Source organism: Alteribacter aurantiacus DSM 18675 (assembly GCF_000429705.1).
In the GTDB taxonomy this organism is placed as follows: domain Bacteria; phylum Bacillota; class Bacilli; order Bacillales; family Salisediminibacteriaceae; genus Alteribacter; species Alteribacter aurantiacus.
This window is the reverse complement of the sequence record NZ_KE386941.1, coordinates 1750279-1768509: the sequence shown is the minus strand read 5'-3', so window position 1 is coordinate 1768509 and position 18231 is coordinate 1750279. Positions and strand designations below refer to the sequence as shown.

The 18231-nt window shown below is 41.3% G+C and carries 22 protein-coding genes; 17 read left to right on the top strand and 5 right to left on the bottom strand.

The genetic code is table 11. The annotated features are described in order from the left end of the window. The first annotated feature begins 15 nt into the window (after positions 1–15). From G476_RS22905 to G476_RS0112255, 5 genes are all read left to right on the top strand, one after another. Positions 16–897: a LysM peptidoglycan-binding domain-containing protein gene (locus G476_RS22905; RefSeq protein ID WP_084405726.1), complete on the top strand. Its 882-nt coding sequence runs from the start codon at positions 16–18 to the stop codon at positions 895–897. A gap of 352 nt (positions 898–1249) precedes the next feature. Continuing rightward, positions 1250–1420 carry a hypothetical protein gene (locus tag G476_RS23585; protein ID WP_205620296.1) on the top strand — a complete coding sequence of 57 codons (171 nt, stop codon included), beginning with the start codon at positions 1250–1252 and terminating at the stop codon, positions 1418–1420. A 93-nt stretch (positions 1421–1513) separates the two neighbouring features. Then, positions 1514–1789, top strand: a complete 276-nt coding sequence (locus G476_RS0112265) for a DUF3986 family protein (protein ID WP_026690366.1) — start codon at positions 1514–1516, stop codon at positions 1787–1789. 95 nt (positions 1790–1884) lie between these two features. Further along, positions 1885–2229, top strand: a complete 345-nt coding sequence (locus tag G476_RS0112260) for a hypothetical protein (protein WP_026690365.1) — start codon at positions 1885–1887, stop codon at positions 2227–2229. A gap of 127 nt (positions 2230–2356) precedes the next feature. After that, entirely contained in the window at positions 2357–2764 is a 408-nt protein-coding gene (locus tag G476_RS0112255; protein WP_026690364.1) for a hypothetical protein, read from the top strand. A 253-nt stretch (positions 2765–3017) separates the two neighbouring features. On the opposite strand, the gene G476_RS0112250 is transcribed toward G476_RS0112255, so the two are convergent. Then, positions 3018–3632: a hypothetical protein gene (locus G476_RS0112250; RefSeq protein WP_026690363.1), complete on the bottom strand. Its 615-nt coding sequence runs from the start codon at positions 3630–3632 to the stop codon at positions 3018–3020. Between the two features lie 189 nt (positions 3633–3821). Beyond that, the gene (locus G476_RS0112245) at positions 3822–4598 is read right to left on the bottom strand and encodes a MerR family transcriptional regulator (protein WP_026690362.1); all 777 of its coding nucleotides are present in this window, start codon (positions 4596–4598) and stop codon (positions 3822–3824) included. A gap of 433 nt (positions 4599–5031) precedes the next feature. On the opposite strand from G476_RS0112245, the gene G476_RS22900 reads away from it, so the two are divergent. From G476_RS22900 to G476_RS0112190, 10 genes are all read left to right on the top strand, one after another. Beyond that, positions 5032–5985, top strand: a complete 954-nt coding sequence (locus G476_RS22900) for a LysM peptidoglycan-binding domain-containing protein (RefSeq protein WP_051314779.1) — start codon at positions 5032–5034, stop codon at positions 5983–5985. A 277-nt stretch (positions 5986–6262) separates the two neighbouring features. Beyond that, positions 6263–6463 carry a hypothetical protein gene (locus tag G476_RS0112230; protein ID WP_026690361.1) on the top strand — a complete coding sequence of 67 codons (201 nt, stop codon included), beginning with the start codon at positions 6263–6265 and terminating at the stop codon, positions 6461–6463. Beyond that, positions 6427–7305 (top strand): SDR family oxidoreductase, encoded by an 879-nt coding sequence (locus tag G476_RS0112225; RefSeq protein ID WP_084405725.1) that lies wholly within the window; start codon positions 6427–6429, stop codon positions 7303–7305. The genes G476_RS0112230 and G476_RS0112225 overlap by 37 nt, the downstream gene beginning before the upstream one ends. Positions 7306–7321: 16 nt before the next feature. Then, positions 7322–7726 (top strand): GNAT family N-acetyltransferase, encoded by a 405-nt coding sequence (locus tag G476_RS0112220; protein ID WP_026690359.1) that lies wholly within the window; start codon positions 7322–7324, stop codon positions 7724–7726. A gap of 16 nt (positions 7727–7742) precedes the next feature. Continuing rightward, a complete protein-coding gene (locus tag G476_RS0112215; protein ID WP_035186450.1) occupies positions 7743–7970 on the top strand; it encodes a hypothetical protein in 228 nt (75 codons plus the stop codon). Between the two features lie 102 nt (positions 7971–8072). Next, positions 8073–8402: a PadR family transcriptional regulator gene (locus G476_RS0112210; RefSeq protein ID WP_026690357.1), complete on the top strand. Its 330-nt coding sequence runs from the start codon at positions 8073–8075 to the stop codon at positions 8400–8402. Next, positions 8399–9157 (top strand): DUF1129 family protein, encoded by a 759-nt coding sequence (locus G476_RS22895; RefSeq protein WP_051314778.1) that lies wholly within the window; start codon positions 8399–8401, stop codon positions 9155–9157. Before G476_RS0112210 ends, G476_RS22895 begins: the two co-directional genes overlap by 4 nt. 190 nt (positions 9158–9347) lie before the next feature. Next, on the top strand, positions 9348–9761 hold the full coding sequence (locus tag G476_RS0112200) for a GNAT family N-acetyltransferase (protein WP_051314777.1): 414 nt from the start codon (positions 9348–9350) through the stop codon (positions 9759–9761). Between the two features lie 16 nt (positions 9762–9777). Further along, positions 9778–10281 (top strand): NUDIX hydrolase, encoded by a 504-nt coding sequence (locus G476_RS0112195; protein WP_026690355.1) that lies wholly within the window; start codon positions 9778–9780, stop codon positions 10279–10281. After that, a complete protein-coding gene (locus G476_RS0112190; protein ID WP_035186447.1) occupies positions 10268–11167 on the top strand; it encodes an aminoglycoside phosphotransferase family protein in 900 nt (299 codons plus the stop codon). The genes G476_RS0112195 and G476_RS0112190 overlap by 14 nt, the downstream gene beginning before the upstream one ends. 42 nt (positions 11168–11209) lie before the next feature. On the opposite strand, the gene G476_RS0112185 is transcribed toward G476_RS0112190, so the two are convergent. After that, on the bottom strand, positions 11210–11872 hold the full coding sequence (locus G476_RS0112185; protein WP_026690353.1) for a hypothetical protein: 663 nt from the start codon (positions 11870–11872) through the stop codon (positions 11210–11212). 321 nt (positions 11873–12193) lie between these two features. After that, a complete protein-coding gene (locus G476_RS0112180; RefSeq protein ID WP_026690352.1) occupies positions 12194–12859 on the bottom strand; it encodes a hypothetical protein in 666 nt (221 codons plus the stop codon). A 158-nt stretch (positions 12860–13017) separates the two neighbouring features. Between G476_RS0112180 and G476_RS0112175 the strand changes: the two genes are divergently transcribed. Together G476_RS0112175 and G476_RS0112170 are read left to right on the top strand one after the other, a co-directional pair. Further along, the gene (locus G476_RS0112175) at positions 13018–14328 is read left to right on the top strand and encodes an amidohydrolase family protein (RefSeq protein WP_026690351.1); all 1311 of its coding nucleotides are present in this window, start codon (positions 13018–13020) and stop codon (positions 14326–14328) included. A 222-nt stretch (positions 14329–14550) separates the two neighbouring features. Beyond that, positions 14551–16296 carry a methyl-accepting chemotaxis protein gene (locus G476_RS0112170; protein ID WP_026690350.1) on the top strand — a complete coding sequence of 582 codons (1746 nt, stop codon included), beginning with the start codon at positions 14551–14553 and terminating at the stop codon, positions 16294–16296. A gap of 88 nt (positions 16297–16384) precedes the next feature. On the opposite strand, the gene G476_RS0112165 is transcribed toward G476_RS0112170, so the two are convergent. Beyond that, positions 16385–18013 carry a pyridoxal phosphate-dependent decarboxylase family protein gene (locus G476_RS0112165; protein WP_026690349.1) on the bottom strand — a complete coding sequence of 543 codons (1629 nt, stop codon included), beginning with the start codon at positions 18011–18013 and terminating at the stop codon, positions 16385–16387. Positions 18014–18231 lie beyond the last annotated feature (218 nt).

Genomic DNA, 18231 nt, shown 5'->3' with positions numbered 1-18231 from the left:
CTTGTATTAGCGGGGATGATGGTTTTTGGAAGCAGTCATGCGTTGGCGTCCGGCAGTGTGACGGTAACGCCTGGAGATACCCTTTGGCGAATTGCCACTACCCATGGTCTTACTGTACAGGAACTGATGGCATTAAACGACCTGGTGAGCCATACGATTTACCCCGGTCAAACGTTAACGGTGACAAAAAGCGAGACAAGTACGTACACCATTCGTTCGGGCGACACCCTTTCGGCGATTGCCAGTCGTAATCAAACGACGTTCAGTCGCCTTCTTGAACTCAATCCGTCCATTACCAACCCGAACGTGATCGGCGTCGGCCAAGTCATTGTGATTCCGATCGGTGAAAAGCCGCAAGAAGAGAGTCCAAGCCTGCCGCCAGTGCCAACGATTGAAGTGGAAACGATCTATATTGTAAAGCCTGGCGATACATTTTATCGAATTGCAATAAACCATAACCTATCAGTTGATATGCTTCACGCTTTTAACCGTTCGATTGCGAATGTTAGCCCGCTGAGGGTCGGACAAGAAGTGGTGATTCCATCCCAGGAGTTGATCAATCTAGCCAAGATCGTTCACTTGGAATCTCGAGGTGAACCGATTATAGGTCAGGTGGCTGTGGCAAACGTCGTGTTAAATCGGGTAGCGAGCCCGCAGTTTCCAAACACCGTTCATGAGGTGCTTCATCAACCGAACCAATTTACACCTGTGGTGAACGGCACGTTTAACACTGCGATTCCTCAAGAGAGACCGATTGAAGCAGCAAGGAGAGCGTTGTCCGGAGAGAATCATGTGCCTGAGGCTTTATTCTTTTTTAACCCAAATGTATCGACTAGGGAATTCATGCATAGCCGTGAAGAAGTGAAAACGATCGGGAATCATCGGTTTGTAAAGTAGGGGGTTGGGATAAAGTAAGATATTTAAAAAGATCTTTTAAAACATGTTAGTAAAGAAATTAGTTAATGTAAAGAAAACAGCCAGGAGTACTCACTGTCTGTTTTTTTCTGTATTATTTAGTAGGAGTGTTTTTTAGCTAGAATAGCTATAAAGAAATCGATAAATTAAATACATGTTAAAATTAGGAAGATATTGTGAACTAGAGTACTTAAACTATCGCGGAGTTTAGTTGAAGAAGGATTAAATGGAAGTTGAATAATTATATTATTATAAAAACAGATTAATTTAAAGGAACAATTTCATTATTCTTAAAGGAAGACTATTAAAGTAAAAGAATAGGAGGATGAATGAAATGGCTAGAGAATGTTATGAGTGCGGGAACACAAACGAGGAAGAGATTGAGTATAAGACGGTTACTACTGACGAAGGTGACGGGAACGAAAAAAAGATGAAACTTTGGTTATGCATAGATAACGATGATTGTGAAATGAGAGTGTATAACAAGTATTACGCTAATAAGTAAAGATGAACAATTCGAGCAAGGCCACAGTGGAAGAAGGTAATTTGATTCCAACTACCGAATTAATAATTCTAGATAAAGAAAAAGGGGTACTGAATGGATATTTCGTATGATGATAAACATCATCTGCATTTAGGTTATTATGAAGATAACTATGATTATGAGGCGATAGCTTTTAAAAGACAATTAGAAGATGTATGGGATATATTCTTTGATTTTCAAGGGTATGGGTTTAAAAATATTACCCCTAAAGATGAATTAACATTAGATCTATTTGGAACAAGAATATTTTCTATCGACAATAAAGAGATTGATTATAATACTGGAGTACAACGGTTGGAACAATGGTTATCATTAAATAATATGATTTAAATTATAACGATCGCTTTGTCGTTCATTTCTTATTCGTCTAACGGCACAGATTAGTTGAAGAAGGAACATTGAAATATAGAGGAGCGACTTAATAGATGCATTGCTTTTGCGAGCAAAAAGAAACATACGAGTTAAAAATTGAAGGTGATGTCGGAGCTGACTCTGTATGGTGCAATCAATGCGGTTGTAACCTTGATTTAGAAGTCTTTCCCATTTCAAATGAATTAAAAAGCGAATTGATGAAATGGGGAACTCAGTACGGAGAATGGATTGACTGGGATATAGATAAATTAATTTTCAATGGTATTGCAATGGAAGAAGAACATAATAAACAAGGTGCTAAATTATCAGAGAAAGTAAAGAATGAACTTAAAAAGAAATATAAAATAAAATTTTTCCCTTCATCAATGGCAAGAAGCTATGCAAACAAAAAGTATTGACGTTTGTTAAATTAACGGGTGCATTAGGTGAAGATCGAATGTTGGTTATTATTGCTTTAAATAAAGATTGTTCAAAACACAAGTAAAATAAACCTATTATAATTAGGTCTTTCAAGAGGTGAATTAAGTGAACGGTTCCCCAGAGGATATGAAGCTCATTATTCCAAAAGGATGTGATAATGCCCCAAGAAAACAAATAGTTATTGATCTTACAGTAGCTATATTAAAACAGCAAAATGAAATCATTAAGGAATATGCCGATGAATCTATTATATGGTTCCAATTAAAAGATAATAAAAAAATAGAAGGGCAATGTTCATTCATTACTACTTTGCAGGAAGAAAATAAAAACATTATTGATTGCCTTGAAATTTACCAAGTGATAACTCACGGGAAATTCGCTTCAATAAATGGTGTGATTTCATTAGCAAGTGGTACAAAAATTGATTTCTGCGATGTATATATGTTTAGTAATGCTGCAAGGTCTGGAAAAGTAAAGGAAATAAAATCATATAGACTAGAGCATTTAAATTAAAAGTTCTACTTAAACGGGAGCGATTGTCCGTGATGATTCACTTGGTTATGATCGATTTTGTTATTAGTTGTTGTTTGCTTTTATCTGTCTTACATCTTCATCATTTACTGTTTCTACTATCGGCTTATTGAACGAACGGAAGCGTTAGTTCAATAAGAAAGTATCAAAAAAAGCAGATGTCTAGTATGCTTTTTTAAAATTATTCATTGTCTGAGCTAGCGAAATACTCATTTTATTTAATACTTCCACGCCTTTAAACCTCATACAACACCAATTGATTAGATAGTTTTTTCCCCTTTCCTTTTACTCCTAAGCTGTTTTGCAGTTCAATTGGAAGAATAAACGTCATTCTCTTTAAGGATTCAGCGGTAATGTTACCTTGGTTTACATAACCTGAGATCTCTTCACCAATCATAGCCAAGTCGAATGGGGAAACGTGATAGATGGCCTCTGCTAATAATGTGAATGTCTCATCCACGATTTCTAACCAAGGGTTCCGTTCTTTTGTCAGTGGATAGTCATAAAGGTACAGATTCTCAAACATGGCTTGTGGAATCGAAATGTCCAACCAATCGGACTCGTCGTTTCTGGTGATCGATAGTAAGCAAGGTAACGTATTACCATCAGAAGAAGTCATTGTTCCGTAAAAAGAGGTAACACTGTCTTCTTCAATTTGGATAGGTAAAGAAATGATTTCCTTTTGGAAGTCTTCTCTTTTTTCCCATGGCCCATCAAAGAAGTGGCATTTCTCTAGTGCCTTCAGAGCGTCATTTACTCGCTTGTCGTTTCCCGCTGGATGAAATTCAGTGGAAAGCTCGTAGTAGCCACCGATCCAATTCTTTTCGTTTGTAAACTCCGTAACGTTCATGATCGTTTCAACTCCATTTTTTCGATCGGGTGTGCTTGTTAAGAGGATAGTTGAAGAGCTACGAGAAATGAAATTACTCCTTACCGTAAATCGTGCGTTGTACAATTCCAGTGTCTAGCACCTGTTTTTCTCGTTCTTTTCCAACCTCTTCTTCGAAAATAGGTTTAAAGCTCCTTCAACGTCCAAGTATCAACGAGATTCATTTTCTTCTACTTGTTTCACATAATAATCCATCGCTTCCGTGAGCCAAATCTGCTCTTCTTCAGTAAACGGGGAGGGGGCCATGTTTTCTAACTGTTGAATGTCCTGTTCTTCCATTTCCGTGTCGGCTAATTTTTGCATAAGGTCCTCGCCGAAGAATGCGAACGACGCTTCTAGATAGTCCTTAACGGCTGCTTGAACGTTGGGGTCGTCCACCGGTTTTCCGTAAAGTTGTTTGACGTTTTTAGACAATTGAATAAAGGTTTGATCTAACGCTAATTTATCGTCCACGGGCTTCTTCTCTATCTCTTTAGCCACATCTGTTAACCGGTGCTGTTCCATCCACTCTTTATGCATATTCTCCATATGTGTCTCGTGAATAAGGCTAAATAATATCGCACTATCTACTTCACCTTCTTCCTCAACAATCCTGCTCACTCGTTGAATGGATTGAATGGATCGTTCAAGTTGTTCCTTCTCTTTTTCTAATGCTTGTATATGGAGAGATAAACTATCATTTAATTCAACGGTAAAGCTCGTTTCATGTAAAAGATCTTTTATTTTATCGAGGCTGTATCCGAGTATCTTTAAACTAATAATCTTTTGTAACAGGATAATATCTTGATACTTGTAAATACGATGTCCAGAAGAAGGGTTCTTTTCTGGTTGAAGTAGACCGATGTCATCGTAATAATGTAATGTTCGTATAGATACCCCTGTCTTTTCTGAAAACTCACCAATGGAAAATGTATTCTTCTTGTTCATACCAATTCCTCCCAAGTAAATGTATACGTTTATTATAGGACCTCACGTAACTGTAGGTTCAAGAGGAAATTTTAAATTTTTTCTGGTAGCCACATATTCGTGTGAATTCTTAACTGTCATCGACGATTTGTATTTCATGTGAATAGGTGTAGCCGGAATGTTCGAAGGGCAATGCTTTTTACCCAAAAGAAAAAGTCTATAGAATAAAAGGCTTATTCTTTAAACTCTACTCACTCTTAATTTTTACAAAAGAAAGGGAGCAGCGGGCTGCGGAGTTTTAGGCTCTAACGCAAAAAAAAGTCTCTGTAAAATGACAACAAATATTACAAAACAATTAAAAATAGGTTAAGTCGACACCATTTGGAAGGATTATCCGCCTTTTTTCTCTAATAAGTTGGTTGCACAACAATTAGACACAGGGGAGAGGGAAAGAATGAAAAAACAAATGGTTTCACTCGCATTAGCAGGAGTTATGGTGTTTGGAGGAGGACATGCCATTACGTCCGCCAGCGTAACGGTCGGTTCGGGGGATACCCTTTGGCGAATTGCCAACTCGAATGGTCTTACTGTTGACGAATTGATGGCGTTAAACAGCTTATCTTCCACCACGATCCATGTTGGTCAAACGTTAAAGGTTACTGAAGGTCAAGGAGATTCAGGCGGACAAACGAACAAGTCCGGTACATACACGATCCAGTCCGGAGATGGGCTAACTAGCATTGCTAGGCGTCATCAGACGACGGTCAACCATTTGCTCGAGCTCAATCCATCCATTACAAACCCAAATCTGATCCGAGTAGGGCAAGTGATTGTGGTTCCAGGTGGTAATGATGAGCCAACAGAAACAAGTCCGGCTCCGGCACCAGCGCCGACGCCAAGCGTTCAGGGGGAATCGGTTTACCAGGTTCAATCAGGAGATACGTTTTACCGCATTGCGTCCAATCATAACCTGTCTCAAGAGATGCTTCGTGCCTTTAATCGTTCCATCACAAACGTAAACCAATTGCAGGTCGGCCAAGCGGTTGTAATTCCGTCACAAGAACTGGTTGATTTAGCCAAAATCGTTCACTTGGAAGCACGAGGTGAACCGCTACAAGGGCAAGTTGCGGTCGCAAACGTGGTGTTAAACCGCGTGTCAAGCAGCCAGTTTCCAAATAGTGTACATGGAGTGCTTCATCAAAACAATCAGTTTGCTCCTGTAACGAACGGTTCGTTTGCTACGGCGGTTCCTCAAAATGGACCGATCAATGCAGCAAAGAGAGCCCTTGGAGGAGAGAACCACGTGCCTAATGCCTTGTTCTTTTTTAACCCAAGCACATCAAACAGTGAATTCATGCACGCCCGCGAAGAAGTGAAAACCATTGGGAATCATCGTTTTATAAAATAATGAACGTAAGAAGCCACTTTCTAACGTAAATGTTAGGAGGTGGTTTCTTTTATTCGTTTTTTTGGCCCGAGGTGAGTACTTAGTGCAGCTTTATACGTTTACAAAAGAATATTTGAAAAAAATGATTTTTCAAACAACGAATGATGATTATGGTACGATTAATATAGTTTATACATAGCCGAAATAGTGGGTATAAAAAGACCCGAATTATGATGAGGATGGTAAGGCACAGTCTCTACATAAAAGTGCAAATCGAGATGCAGGTAGGTGAAAGGAAATGAACAATCAAACGAGAATGTTGATTAGTACGTTAGGGTGCCTCTTAATTTTAGGCGTAGGCATTTACAGACTCCTTTTTGAAGATATGGAAGGGTCGTACGTGATGATGCCGATTCTCTTTACCGTTGTTGGTGCGTTTGGATTGGCGGTGAACGCACGGGAGTGGAAAAAAGGAAAGAACGAGGCAAAGAAGGGGTAAGGCAGTTGGACAATCAAGTGGTTGTGATTACAGGGACGAGCTCAGGGTTTGGCTTTTTGACTGCGCTCGCCCTGGCTGAGAAAGGGTACCAGGTAGTAGGGACGGTACGCAATCAAGAGAGTAAGGAGAGACTATTGGCTGAGGCGGTTAAACGAGGTTGTGAACATCTCGTGGAGCTTCACTTTTTAGATGTGACGTACCAAGACCAGGTTGACGTGTTCGCTGAACAGGTCAAAAACCGTTTCGGCAAAGTCGATGTTCTCATTAATAATGCAGGATTTTCAACGGGCGGAATGACAGAGCTAGTTGAAATGGAGGCTTGGCAGCAGCAGCTGGATACGAATGTGGTAGGCGCTATTCGCGTCACAAAAGCATTTCTTCCAATGATGAGAGAGGCCAAAAGTGGGAAAATCATCAACTTGGGTAGTATCAGCGGGCGCTTCGGTTTCCCCGGACTTGCTCCCTATGTTACGTCAAAGCATGCTCTTGCCGGTTTTAGTGAGTCCCTAAGATTGGAGTTGCTCCCTTTTGGCATTTATGTGAGCTTAATTGAAGCCGGTTCTTTTCAAACGGGGATTTGGGAGAAAGGACTGTCAGGAATCGATGTGGAAAAAGAAAGCGACTATCGCACGTACATAATGAAACTCTATGAAAATGCGAAACGGACGGTTGAACAAGCCGCTGATCCAATGGATGTGGTGGGGCTTATTGAGCGGATTTGTGAGAGAGAAAGGCCGAAATTTCGCTATCAAGTAGGAAAAGGTGTAAAGGTTGGTGTTTTCCTTAAGGCGATCGTACCGTGGTCGATTGTGGAAAGGATCGTCATGAAGAAAATGAAGTAAGGGGGATGGTAGAGTGATTGTATACAAAACAGGAGTAGACGGGATCCACGAGGGCATGTTGACTGGCTTCTTTGTTGGGTGGCCCGATGTGCCTGATCCACAGACGCATCTTCGGTTACTCCAGAACAGTGATAAACGGGTTTTGGCAATCGATGAAAGCAATGGCCGCGTAGTCGGGTTTATCACCGCCATCACCGACGGGGTGCTAAGTAGCTATATTCCGTTTTTGGAAGTGGTTCCTGAATATCAAGAAAGAGGGATTGGTGAGTCGTTGGTTGAGCGGATGCTGGAGGAGTTGAAGGGGATTTATATGATTGACGTGATGTGTGACGAGGAGCTTCAGCCCTTTTACGAGCGACTCGGGATGCAGCGTTCGCAAGGAATGATTATACGAAATTATCACCGTCAGTCGGGGAAATAATGGGGGAGTGTGGACGATGTTTTTTAAACAAGCAACAAATGATGAGCAACGGGCATGGAAAGAAGCGGCGGTAATCGGGTTTTATGTTTTTCTTATTTTATTGTTTATTGATTCCATGTACGACATCACTATGGGTGGAAGTTTGTTGTCTTCGTTGACGATTTTTTGGGCCGGATTAGCAACGAGCTTTCTGTGCCAGTATGTGATCGTGTGGCGGAAAAAGAGAAAGGAAAAATCTTCTTGAATAAATTCTATTTTATGGTAACCTTTGGCTATATTGTAATACAATGTAGTTGAAGGTCTTTTTTTATTCTTTACTACCTTGTAAAACAAGGGAGTGTGTGTGATGAGTTCCAGTCAAATGTTAAAAGGGATATTGGAAGGATGCCTTCTGTCGATCATCGGTAAGGGAGATGTATACGGGTATGAAATGATTGAGAAGCTCGATTCCTACGGTTTTTCAATGGTCAGTGAAGGCAGTATTTATCCGTTACTTTTACGTATGAAAAAAGAAGGGTGGGTCACAACCACGCAAAAACCGTTGCCGTCTGGAGGGCCAAAACGAAAATATTATTCTCTCACGGATAAGGGTGAGGAAGAACTTGAACAGTTCAAAAAGAGATGGACTAAGATGTCGGGAAGTGTAAATGAATTGCTAAGGGAGGAAGAGAAATGAGCAAGTTATCGCTAGGGAGTGAAGCCTTTTTAACGAATCTAAAAACGTACCTTATTGCCAGTGGGAAGAAAGAAAAAGAGATCAATGAAACGGTAGAAGAATTGAGGGATCACCTGCATGAAGCGGAGAAAGACGGAAAAGATGTGAGCCACATAACTGGCCAAAGCCCCAAAAAATATATGAAAGAGTTATCCGGTGAGATGGATGTGGATGTGAAGTCGGTGTTTAACATTGGGGCTCTCGTTATTGCAGGTGGATTATCCTTTATTGTAATGGGGGATGCCATTCGTGGTGATCTCTCCTATTCTTTATTACAGATCATCGGATACCCGATTATTGCTTTAGCGTACCTCTTGGGTGTTGCGGTTACGTTAAAGTACCTGTCTGCGAGAACACTATCAAAGAAAAAAGAATTCTTCGTTTTTCTGCCAGTAGGGATGGTACCTGGTGTGTTGTTTCTTGCGTTGATTTTCTTAAATCAAGTGGTGGTTACACCGACGTTTGTGTTTCCTGAATGGGCGAGAGTCGTTGTTTTCCTTCTTGCAATGGGACTTCTTATCTTCATGTCTATTTGGAGTAAGACGTGGATCTTGATCTTTGTTGCTCTTGTGCTCCTAGTGCCGGAATGGGTGTTGAGTCAGATGCAATTTCAAGAAGAGACACATTTAATCGCGTTGAGTGTTTCAACCCTTGGGGGCTTTGCGCTCATCGTATTGTACCTGTTCTTCAAAGCAAAAAAAGCAGCCCCTCAGTAATGAGGGACAAGGGACAGACCCCGGGAAATGATTTCCCAGGGTCTGTCCCTTGTCGGATATTTTTTATAGATTTTTAAGATGTATGAATGTTATGATAAATGCCCTGTCATTTTTTGGTCGCAAAAGAAGCTAGGATTTATTATGTTTTGGGGGAGTGGTGTGTGACGTGGATATAAGGGTGGTCCATGGAGTGGATGTAATAAAGCCGTTACTTGAAGAAAGTGAACGTGAAGGGTTTCGGTTTCTAAGGAGGCTTGTGGACGAGTACGAAAGCGGATCCAACCGGTTTGATCAACCTGGTGAGGTGTTAATGGCTGCTTTTTTTCCAAACAAAGAAGTGGTGGCTGTTGGTGGGTTAAATAGAGATCCTTATCTTTTAAACGAAAAAATTGGGAGAGTCAGGCGATTTTATGTGAGCCCCTCTTATCGTGGAAGAGGGGTGGGAAACGCATTGCTCCAGGCCCTAGTTCGTCATGGAAAAGAGCACTTTAACGTATTGACCCTTTATACAGACACAAAGAAAGCGGATCTCTTTTACAGACGCTGCGGATTTACGAGCTGTGATGAGTTTCCTAATGTGACGCACGTGTTACGTTTAACATAATGGGAGGTGTTGTGTGATGGGGAAAAACGGTTTTCATCGAGCGTTTGGTGTATATGGGATATGTGTTGAAAGCGATCAGTTATTAGTGATCAAAAAAGGTCTTGGTCTCTATGCGAATCGGTATGATTTACCCGGTGGTCAATTGGAAGAGGATGAATCGTTAACAGATGCAGTATGTCGCGAATTTTATGAGGAAACGGGGATGCGAGGTGAGGTTATGGGCCAGATCGGGACATTTGATTTTATGATGCCGTGGGAATGGGAGGATGTGAATCGAATCCACCATATTGCTGTGTTTTATTTGGTAAGAAGAACAGAGGATGCTAAGGAAGATCTTGTTTTTTTTGATGGACAGGATTCTGAAGGTACTGCTTGGCTTAACGTGCTGAAGATTGATCCAGGCCGTGTCTCGCCACTTGTAGTGAAGGCAATAGAGTGGTTAAAGAAAGAAGGGCTCAAACTTGAAGTGACCCATTATCCTGAATGGGAAGTAAAGGAGTCGTGGCATGATGAAGGCTGAGCGAATGGATCTTTCATTGATCAAGAATGCAAAAACCATCCGCCCTATTCAGAAAGGGTTTTCCACGGATGAGAAAGTGGTCGTTGATGAGACGTATTTGATCAAACTCTTCCCTGAAGAGAACCTTCCTAATAGAATAGAAGAATTTGAGACTGCTCGACGAGTGTCGGTGTTATCAAAAAAGGTCCCTAAGGTAATTAATTACGGTAGGTGTAAGGAAGCGGGAAAAGGATACTTGGTATTAACCTATTTGCCAGGTGTTGACGGTGAAGAAGCGCTTAAACGGTTGCCTGCTGCTGATCAACATAGAATCGGTATGGTGGCGGGAAGGGAATTGAAGAAGCTTCATGCACTGGAACCACCGGCGGATGTTTTGCCGTGGGAAGTGGTAAAAAAGAAGAAGAGCGACCGGTACTTAAAGAAGCTGGAAGCACTAGACGTGGAATTCACGATCAAAGACACCTTACGAAACTACATTCATAGGAATGTAGGATTATTAAAGGGGAGGCCGAATCGGTTCCAACACGACGACTTCCACCCATCGAATATCCTAATCCATGACCGTTCCTTTTCTGGAATTATCGATTTTCAACGAATGGATTGGGGCGATCCTCTTCATGATTTACATAAACTTGGCTTCTTTTCCAAACAAGTAAGTGTGCCGTTTACGAGAGGCGTAGTCGATGGATATCTTCAAGAGGAAGACAATCACGAACGGTTTTGGGAGTTGTATGCTTTGTATAGTGCCATGCACCTCGTGTCCGCTATTGTGTGGTGCAAGGAACACACCCCGTCTCAAGTGCGGATGTTTTTAGATCGTACTTATGAAGTGCTTGACGATCACGACCATTTTACGCGCACGATTCCTAAATGGTACGAAATGTGAAAAAATCACAGAGGGTCTGTCCCTCTGTGATTTTTTCACATGCTAATGAACAGTGTAATCTTCTAAAGTAATGGATATGTATTGATCATATTGGGGCTCACCAACGGGGGTGGAATAAAGGATCTCCTCAATAAGGTCTTTTGACACTTCGGAGGATTTAACTTTATTCAAATGTTTACCAAGGGTTCCTTCCAAACGGTCGAGGTCTTCGATGAAGTACCAGTAGGGAAGGAAGCGTCCATATTGTTGTTCATCACTGGCTTTTGTCCAGTCGGTGTACATCTGCCGAGCAGAGTGGATATCTGGTTCACCTATAAGGATAGAGACGTGAACAGTGATGGACTCTCTGGAAGATAACGTGTACTTCCATTTTGGATTTTCTTGAATTTTATTTAACTCAGCAACGATCAAGTCGTCATCGGTGGTATACACCATGTGATTAGAACTCTTAGCCATTATGACTTTTTGGTCACCTGTAATGATGGTTTCATTACCGTAAATAAAGTAATACTCATACGTTGATTCTATGAATATAGCAAGTAATATAGACAGAGCCCCTACAATTATGTACCTCAATCGTTTAACTAGTTTAGAAGAATGTTCGTGGACAAATCGTTCACTTATAAAATAAAGCAGCACCATGATAACGAAGAGAGGTGCCAAATTGATTACTGTGCTCCATAATTCATGAATTTGAATGGTCACCTAACTTTACAACTCCTCAATTTAATAATCACTTCAACAATACCATAAAAAGAAAAAATGAGTGTGTGATTGTATGATCAGAGGGCCAGACCCCGGGAAATGGATGAAGCCACTGAAAAAGTACACCCCGACTTTTTCACTGCCTTTATTTGAATGGCAATGGCTCCACTCGGTTGCGCGCCTGATACGAGAAACCCACTCGTATAAGGCTTTTAAAACAGGCAACCGTTACGCTCATTGCTTCGAAGGCACTGAAAAAGTTAAAGATCAAACTTTTTCAGTGCCTTCGGAAATCATTTCCCGGGGTCTGTCCCTTGTCAGTTATTCGAGAATTTCCCATGTGGTTAGGGTAAGGGTGATCGAGTCACCGTGTGGGAGGGATGTTTTAATATCATGTATGATCGTTTCCATTTTTTCTTCCGTGAGCTCTGACGCAGAAGTGTTTAAGAGCGCTTCTTGAAGCAGGTCTGACGCTTGTTTTTCAAACACATCGCGAAAGAAGGTGGCAGAGGTGAAATAGGGTCCGATCGTTTCAAAATCCTGATGAGCCCAATCGGCATGCATGCTTTGGAGGTACTCGAGTGGCGTGCGCTCTCCTGCGTAGTTGAGTGTCATGGCCACATTAAATAAATCATTCGTTTGAAATTCGTACTCCTTCGTTTCGGCTAAACGACGGGAAGTGAGAATGACGGTATTTGGGTCGTTTGTTACGACAATTTCGTTCCCCTTTGTGGCAGCCATCACTTTACCACTTCCAGAAACAACAGATTCATTTTGTTCTACATAGTGCCGCTCGAATTGACTCTCAAACAAAACGAGGCATGCGAATGTACAAATCCCGATCATTAAAGAGATTTTCCAACCTCTCGGGTTACCTGTAAGTTTATAAAACACGTACGTCCAGATCACACTGAATCCAAGAGCAAACACGACAATCAGACCAAGGCGGAAAATGAAATAAAGCCAGTCTGGTAGAAGTAAAGTCATTGGTTCCTCTCCTTAAGTAACAGTAATTTCCATATCATAAGTATTCCCCATTTTACTTGTGGCAAACAGTTACCTTATGGTATGACAAAATAGGAAAAGGAATAACTTCTCCCAATGACCAAATACTAACAAGGTGAGACAGATAGGAGGATATTTTTGTGAAAACTGCATATATAAATGGAAGGATTTTTACGATAAATGGTGAGCATGATTGCTACGAAAACGGCATGTTCGTTGTGGATGGAAGAGAGTTTTCGTACATAGGTGACCAAAACCCGGAGGAAGAGAGCAGAGCCGATAAGGTTGTTGACTTAAAAGGGAAGTGGGTGATGCCTGGCCTAGTCAATACCCACTCTCATATTGTGATGACCATTCTTCGTGGAATTGGGGACGACATGCTGTTAAAGCCGTGGCTGGAGAGAAAAATATGGCCTCTCGAGCAGCAGTTCACCCCGGAAATTGGCCGAACGAGCGCCTTGTTGGGCGTATTGGAGATGCTAAAGTCCGGTACGACGACCTTTTCAGACATGTTCAATCCAACGGGAATCGATAGTGACAGTATTATGAATGCACTTAGTGAGACCGGGATTCGCGGTGCTTTTTCCCACACGGTGTTTAGCTTCGGGACCGAAGAAGAACAAAGAGCCAATTTACAAGAGGCAGAACGATTTGCTAAAACCTACCGTCATTTTGCAGACGGACGACTAACGACAATGGTTGCTCCGCACAGTCCCTATACGTGCAGTCCTGAGGCGCTCGAGGAGTGTGCTCGAATGGCGAAAGAGAACGGTGTTATGGGGCACATCCACGTATCTGAAACAGAGGGTGAAATTGAAGAGATTGAGAAGCGCTATGGGGCTAGACCAGTGGAACATATTTTGCGTAGCGGGCTGTTTGACGTGCCAACGGTTATGGCACACGGTGTGGTCCTAAATAGTGAGGAGCGGGCGGTGTTAAAAGAAAAAGACGTTCGAGTGGCCCACAATCCAGTTAGTAATTTGAAGCTTGGTTCAGGAGTGGCGGATGTAGCCAGTCTTCTCGATCAAGGGATAAAAGTGGGGATTGCCACAGATGGGGTCGCGTCAAACAACAACTTTGATATGTTTGAAGAAATGAGAATTACAGCGCTTCTTCAAAAGGGAACCCATAAAAATACGACGCTCCTCCCGACGGAGACTGTGTTGTCCCTTGCGACCCGTATAGGTGCAGAAGCACTCGGCATGCCTCAAACCGGATCCCTGGAAGTGGGGAAAAAGGCGGATTTCATTACGGTCGATCCAACAGCTAAACCTCACCTCCAACCTGTGAGAGAAGCTCAGTCACACCTGTTGTACGCAGCAAAAGGAAATGACGTGAGTGACGTATTCGTTGACGGTGTTCAAGTTGTTAAAAAAGGGGAATGCCTTACCATTGATGAAGAACGAATCATTAGTGAGATTAACACCCTTCGCCAAACGCTTAAAGGATGATTAAAAAGGTTTGAGGCCCATTCGCCTCAAACCTTTTTAATGTGTCAAGCGAACAGAGCACATTGTGCGGGGTCTGACCCCTGAACGTTTGAGCGTTTTGAATATGTAGGACTTCTTTATTGATATAACCAGTTACTTATAAAAGATGTTGGGTTTTTGACGATATAGTTATTAGAGGGATTGCCTCTACAAACCAGCCAAGAAGGCGACAGGAGAGAAAACATGTCTTTTTTCAAGAAGCTTCCATTTGTTACGAAGCTTATTTTGAGCAGCGTCATTATGATGCTACTCATTAGTACTGTTTTAATTATTACAAATGTTTTTGTACAAAGGGAGGTATTGACCACTCAAATTGAAGAAGAAGCGTCAAGGGTGGTTGAGAGTTGGGGAGAGGAATTAAACCTATCTACAGTTGAATCTGCGGTTGGACTTATGTCTTACGAATCTCAGCCACAACAGGAGCTGACAGCTTTTTTTGATTCTATATCGATGAGTAACCCCAATGTCGCTCAGGGGTATATTTTTAGCACTGACCTTAATGAAGAGGGACAATCAGCCATTATTGGTACACCTACTCATATTACGGAAGAGCTCGTTGCTGGAGGGGTGTCAGTGGGGGACTTGTGGGAACATCCTCTTGATATTAGAGAATCGATACAGAGGTTGAACCAATCAGGCGAAGTGGCTGTTTCCGAAATCTATGAAGATCCATTTGGAACATGGATTACAGCACTATATCCATTAACTAACAATGAAGGAGATATCTTTGCCTTTTTCGCAGTCGATGTGGATGCCAGCTCAGTAGGTGAAGGGACAGCTCTGTTTATCACAAGTTCATTAATCATACTCATTCCAGCTATTATTATTGCCATCATCATTCAGGTAATCTGGATGAGAAACAGGTCTAAACCATTAAAGGAATTAATGACAGGCTTAAACGAACTAAGGGAGGGGAATTTGAATATTTCCTTACCTACAAGAGAAGATGACCTTGGTCTAATGAATCAAGCATTCAATAAGATGGCTTCGGAGTTAAAAGGGATGCTGGGTAAAATTGCAGAGACTTCAACTGTACTCCTTCACTCTTCTACTACTGTGGCCGAGGGGGCGACCCAACTAAATGAAGATTCTACTTTTGTAAATGAAAATGTCGTAACCATGGCAAGTGGCGTGAAACAACAAGAAATATCCATGATGGAAACGGCAAGTGCCGTTGAACAAATTGCATCGGAAATCGGTTCAATTGCAAGTGCTACATATGAAGTTACAAAAACCTCAAAGGAATTGACGTCCTCTGCTAATGAAGGTGTAAAGTCCATCGAGGAAGTGAGTGAACAAATGAGAATGATCCATCATTCCGTTGATCACTCAAGAAAAATTGTAGAAGAATTAAAAATTCGTTCTGATGAAATTACAAATATTTTAGATGTCATTACGAAAATATCAGAACAAACCAACCTTCTAGCCCTAAACGCTGCTATAGAAGCAGCAAGAGCAGGGGAAGGCGGTAAAGGGTTTGCAGTCGTAGCACAAGAAGTAAGAAAGCTGGCTGAAGAATCCCGTCATTCTACAATGAAAATTGGGGACATCCTAAAAGAAATTCAACAAGAAACAAACAGTGCCTTTGTTTCTATGGAAAAGGGTACCAAAGAAGTTAACAAGGGAAAAGAAATAGCAAACGCTACTCAAAGCATCTTTGAAAGCATGAATAAGTACTCCGAGCAAATGGCTATTCAAATCGAGAGTGTGGCTGCAGCTTCTCAAGAAATCTCAGCAGGGACACAGGAAGCGTCTGCCTCCATCAACGATCTAACTACCATTGCGCAACATCATTCGGCTCGAACAAGTGAAATTGAAAAGAGTACGATGAACCAATTACACGTAACAGAAGGGTTAACAAGTGAATCAAAAGAGCTTAACAAGCTCGCAAAAGACCTACAATCTATGACCACAGGGTTAAAAGTCTAACTCAAAAGTAAATAAACCGCTGGAAACCGATCGTGCTCAGATCGGATTCAAGCGGTTTTTTTAAAACGGCCAAGATGAAGAACAGTGGTTACACGATGACATTCATTTTTACCACATTGTCATGGTGCTCTTTAAGAAAATGCATATAAACGTGTATATCTTTTACAGTAGTGTAAGGGGAAATAGCGAAGAACTTATGAGCAAATATTGGGACGCTAGTCGAATCACTTGCTTGAACAAGGCACTGTTTTTTTGTACTACCAAAATAGATATCATCTCTATTTTCTCCAAACTGATCAGAGAGCTTTTCATTAAATAGATTAATCTCGTTCATTTTCTCCATTGTCAACCCTCCATGACGTTCAAAGGACCACATAGGATCAGCTTCATAAAAGCGAAACGTGGTGATAGGAGAAATGGAATTGGTGATGGCTACACTCGGAAATGTATCTGTCAATGCTTGTCTAAACGCTATGTTGACGTCAATATAATGAGCCAAAAGCGTTTGGTACCCCTTCATTCCCAATGCTAAAAGGGACGCGTAAATCGTAATGGAGCTACCCATTCGTGAGCATTCGAGTGTATACCCTGTGTGGTACGTACCAAACGCTCGATTGCCAACATAAGGTGTTTCTTCTTCCCCAATGTTAAGGTATTGTAAATCAAATTTATTTTTCACAAGAAATACACTTGAGATATAAGGTGTTTGCCCAAGCTTGTGAAAGTCATAAACCATACTATCTGCAACATGTATGGCCTTCATTTTCAATTGATAACCCTTTAACACACCGCTAGTTGTATCGCTAAAAGATAAAGGGTTTGACTTAAAATCATACTGATTAAAAAAGGTATACATTCCCCCCATGGCTGAATCGGCATGAATATATGCTGGTGAGATAGGGTGTTTCTTTGCTAGTCTCATTGTAACGTCTTTGACTCCTTGAATATCATCTATGGCAAATGTATCTGTAGTCCCCATTGTTGCAAGAACATAGAAGGGGTTACCTCCATTTAAAATGACCTCTTCCATTTTTTGCTCAAGATCGATCAAGTCCATAGAGAAATCCTCATTGACTTTAATGCGGATAAGATTATTCGTACCTATGCCGGTTGCTTCAACTGACTTGTATAAACTGTAATGAGATAACTCTGAGGCGAAACAATAGAGATTTGGTGGCGTCCCTGTTTGGTTAGATGTTGGAAATTGCCTGGATATAGCTAGTCTTAATGATTGAAACACGGCTCCTTGACCGCCCCAAGTTGTAAATCCGCCGCTCAATAAAGGGTCATATCCAGCTATTTTAGAAAGCATGGATACCGTCTTTACTTCAGCCGCTGCAGCTGTAGGACCTTCCACATCCCATAAGTTGTTTCCATTTAATAAAACCATCATGAAGTTTCCTAAAATGCTAGCGGTGTTTGGTAGAGGCGCAGCATTCGCAACGTAATTACGATTTACAAAACGATGACCTTGGCTCATGTCCAGTAACTCTTTCATTGTATGGTCAATCGAAAAACCAGATTCAGGAATGGAAGCTTTAACTGTTAGCGACTGATAATAAGACTGATCGTACTTAGGCATGGTACCTAATGTCAGCTTTTCAGGGTTTTTTAACGCATCGATTTCAGTAAGAATATAGTGGATATGTTCTAATAGTTGTCCTCTATCCATTTCGTTCCCGTCAACACTAGGGAATAATTGCTGTACTTCTGTCATTGTCATGGTTGTCCTCCGGTTGGTCTCTCGATTTTATACTCACATATAGTTTTATCGGTTGAAATTCAGATTTGTTCAGAAAAATGTATGTAAAATAATTGTTAAGAAAAATTGTGCGGGGTCTGACCCCTGAACGTTTTTGGTTAGTTCGACCTAATTCTACTGGTTTTTTACAGTTTGGTAGTCTCCTATAGTAAGATAGACTGTATTAACTGTGA

Bases quoted from the DNA above. Each gene is read 5' to 3' on its own strand.
- G476_RS22905 (WP_084405726.1), top strand. From the start codon at position 16: ATGATGGTTTTTGGAAGCAGTCATGCGTTGGCGTCCGGCAGTGTGACG.
- G476_RS23585 (WP_205620296.1), top strand. From the start codon at position 1,250: ATGGCTAGAGAATGTTATGAGTGCGGGAACACAAACGAGGAAGAGATT.
- G476_RS0112265 (WP_026690366.1), top strand. From the start codon at position 1,514: ATGGATATTTCGTATGATGATAAACATCATCTGCATTTAGGTTATTAT.
- G476_RS0112260 (WP_026690365.1), top strand. From the start codon at position 1,885: ATGCATTGCTTTTGCGAGCAAAAAGAAACATACGAGTTAAAAATTGAA.
- G476_RS0112250 (WP_026690363.1), bottom strand. From the start codon at position 3,632: ATGAACGTTACGGAGTTTACAAACGAAAAGAATTGGATCGGTGGCTAC.
- G476_RS0112245 (WP_026690362.1), bottom strand. From the start codon at position 4,598: ATGAACAAGAAGAATACATTTTCCATTGGTGAGTTTTCAGAAAAGACA.
- G476_RS22900 (WP_051314779.1), top strand. From the start codon at position 5,032: ATGAAAAAACAAATGGTTTCACTCGCATTAGCAGGAGTTATGGTGTTT.
- G476_RS0112230 (WP_026690361.1), top strand. From the start codon at position 6,263: ATGAACAATCAAACGAGAATGTTGATTAGTACGTTAGGGTGCCTCTTA.
- G476_RS0112215 (WP_035186450.1), top strand. From the start codon at position 7,743: ATGTTTTTTAAACAAGCAACAAATGATGAGCAACGGGCATGGAAAGAA.
- G476_RS0112210 (WP_026690357.1), top strand. From the start codon at position 8,073: ATGAGTTCCAGTCAAATGTTAAAAGGGATATTGGAAGGATGCCTTCTG.
- G476_RS22895 (WP_051314778.1), top strand. From the start codon at position 8,399: ATGAGCAAGTTATCGCTAGGGAGTGAAGCCTTTTTAACGAATCTAAAA.
- G476_RS0112195 (WP_026690355.1), top strand. From the start codon at position 9,778: ATGGGGAAAAACGGTTTTCATCGAGCGTTTGGTGTATATGGGATATGT.
- G476_RS0112190 (WP_035186447.1), top strand. From the start codon at position 10,268: ATGATGAAGGCTGAGCGAATGGATCTTTCATTGATCAAGAATGCAAAA.
- G476_RS0112180 (WP_026690352.1), bottom strand. From the start codon at position 12,859: ATGACTTTACTTCTACCAGACTGGCTTTATTTCATTTTCCGCCTTGGT.
- G476_RS0112170 (WP_026690350.1), top strand. From the start codon at position 14,551: ATGTCTTTTTTCAAGAAGCTTCCATTTGTTACGAAGCTTATTTTGAGC.
- G476_RS0112165 (WP_026690349.1), bottom strand. From the start codon at position 18,013: ATGACAGAAGTACAGCAATTATTCCCTAGTGTTGACGGGAACGAAATG.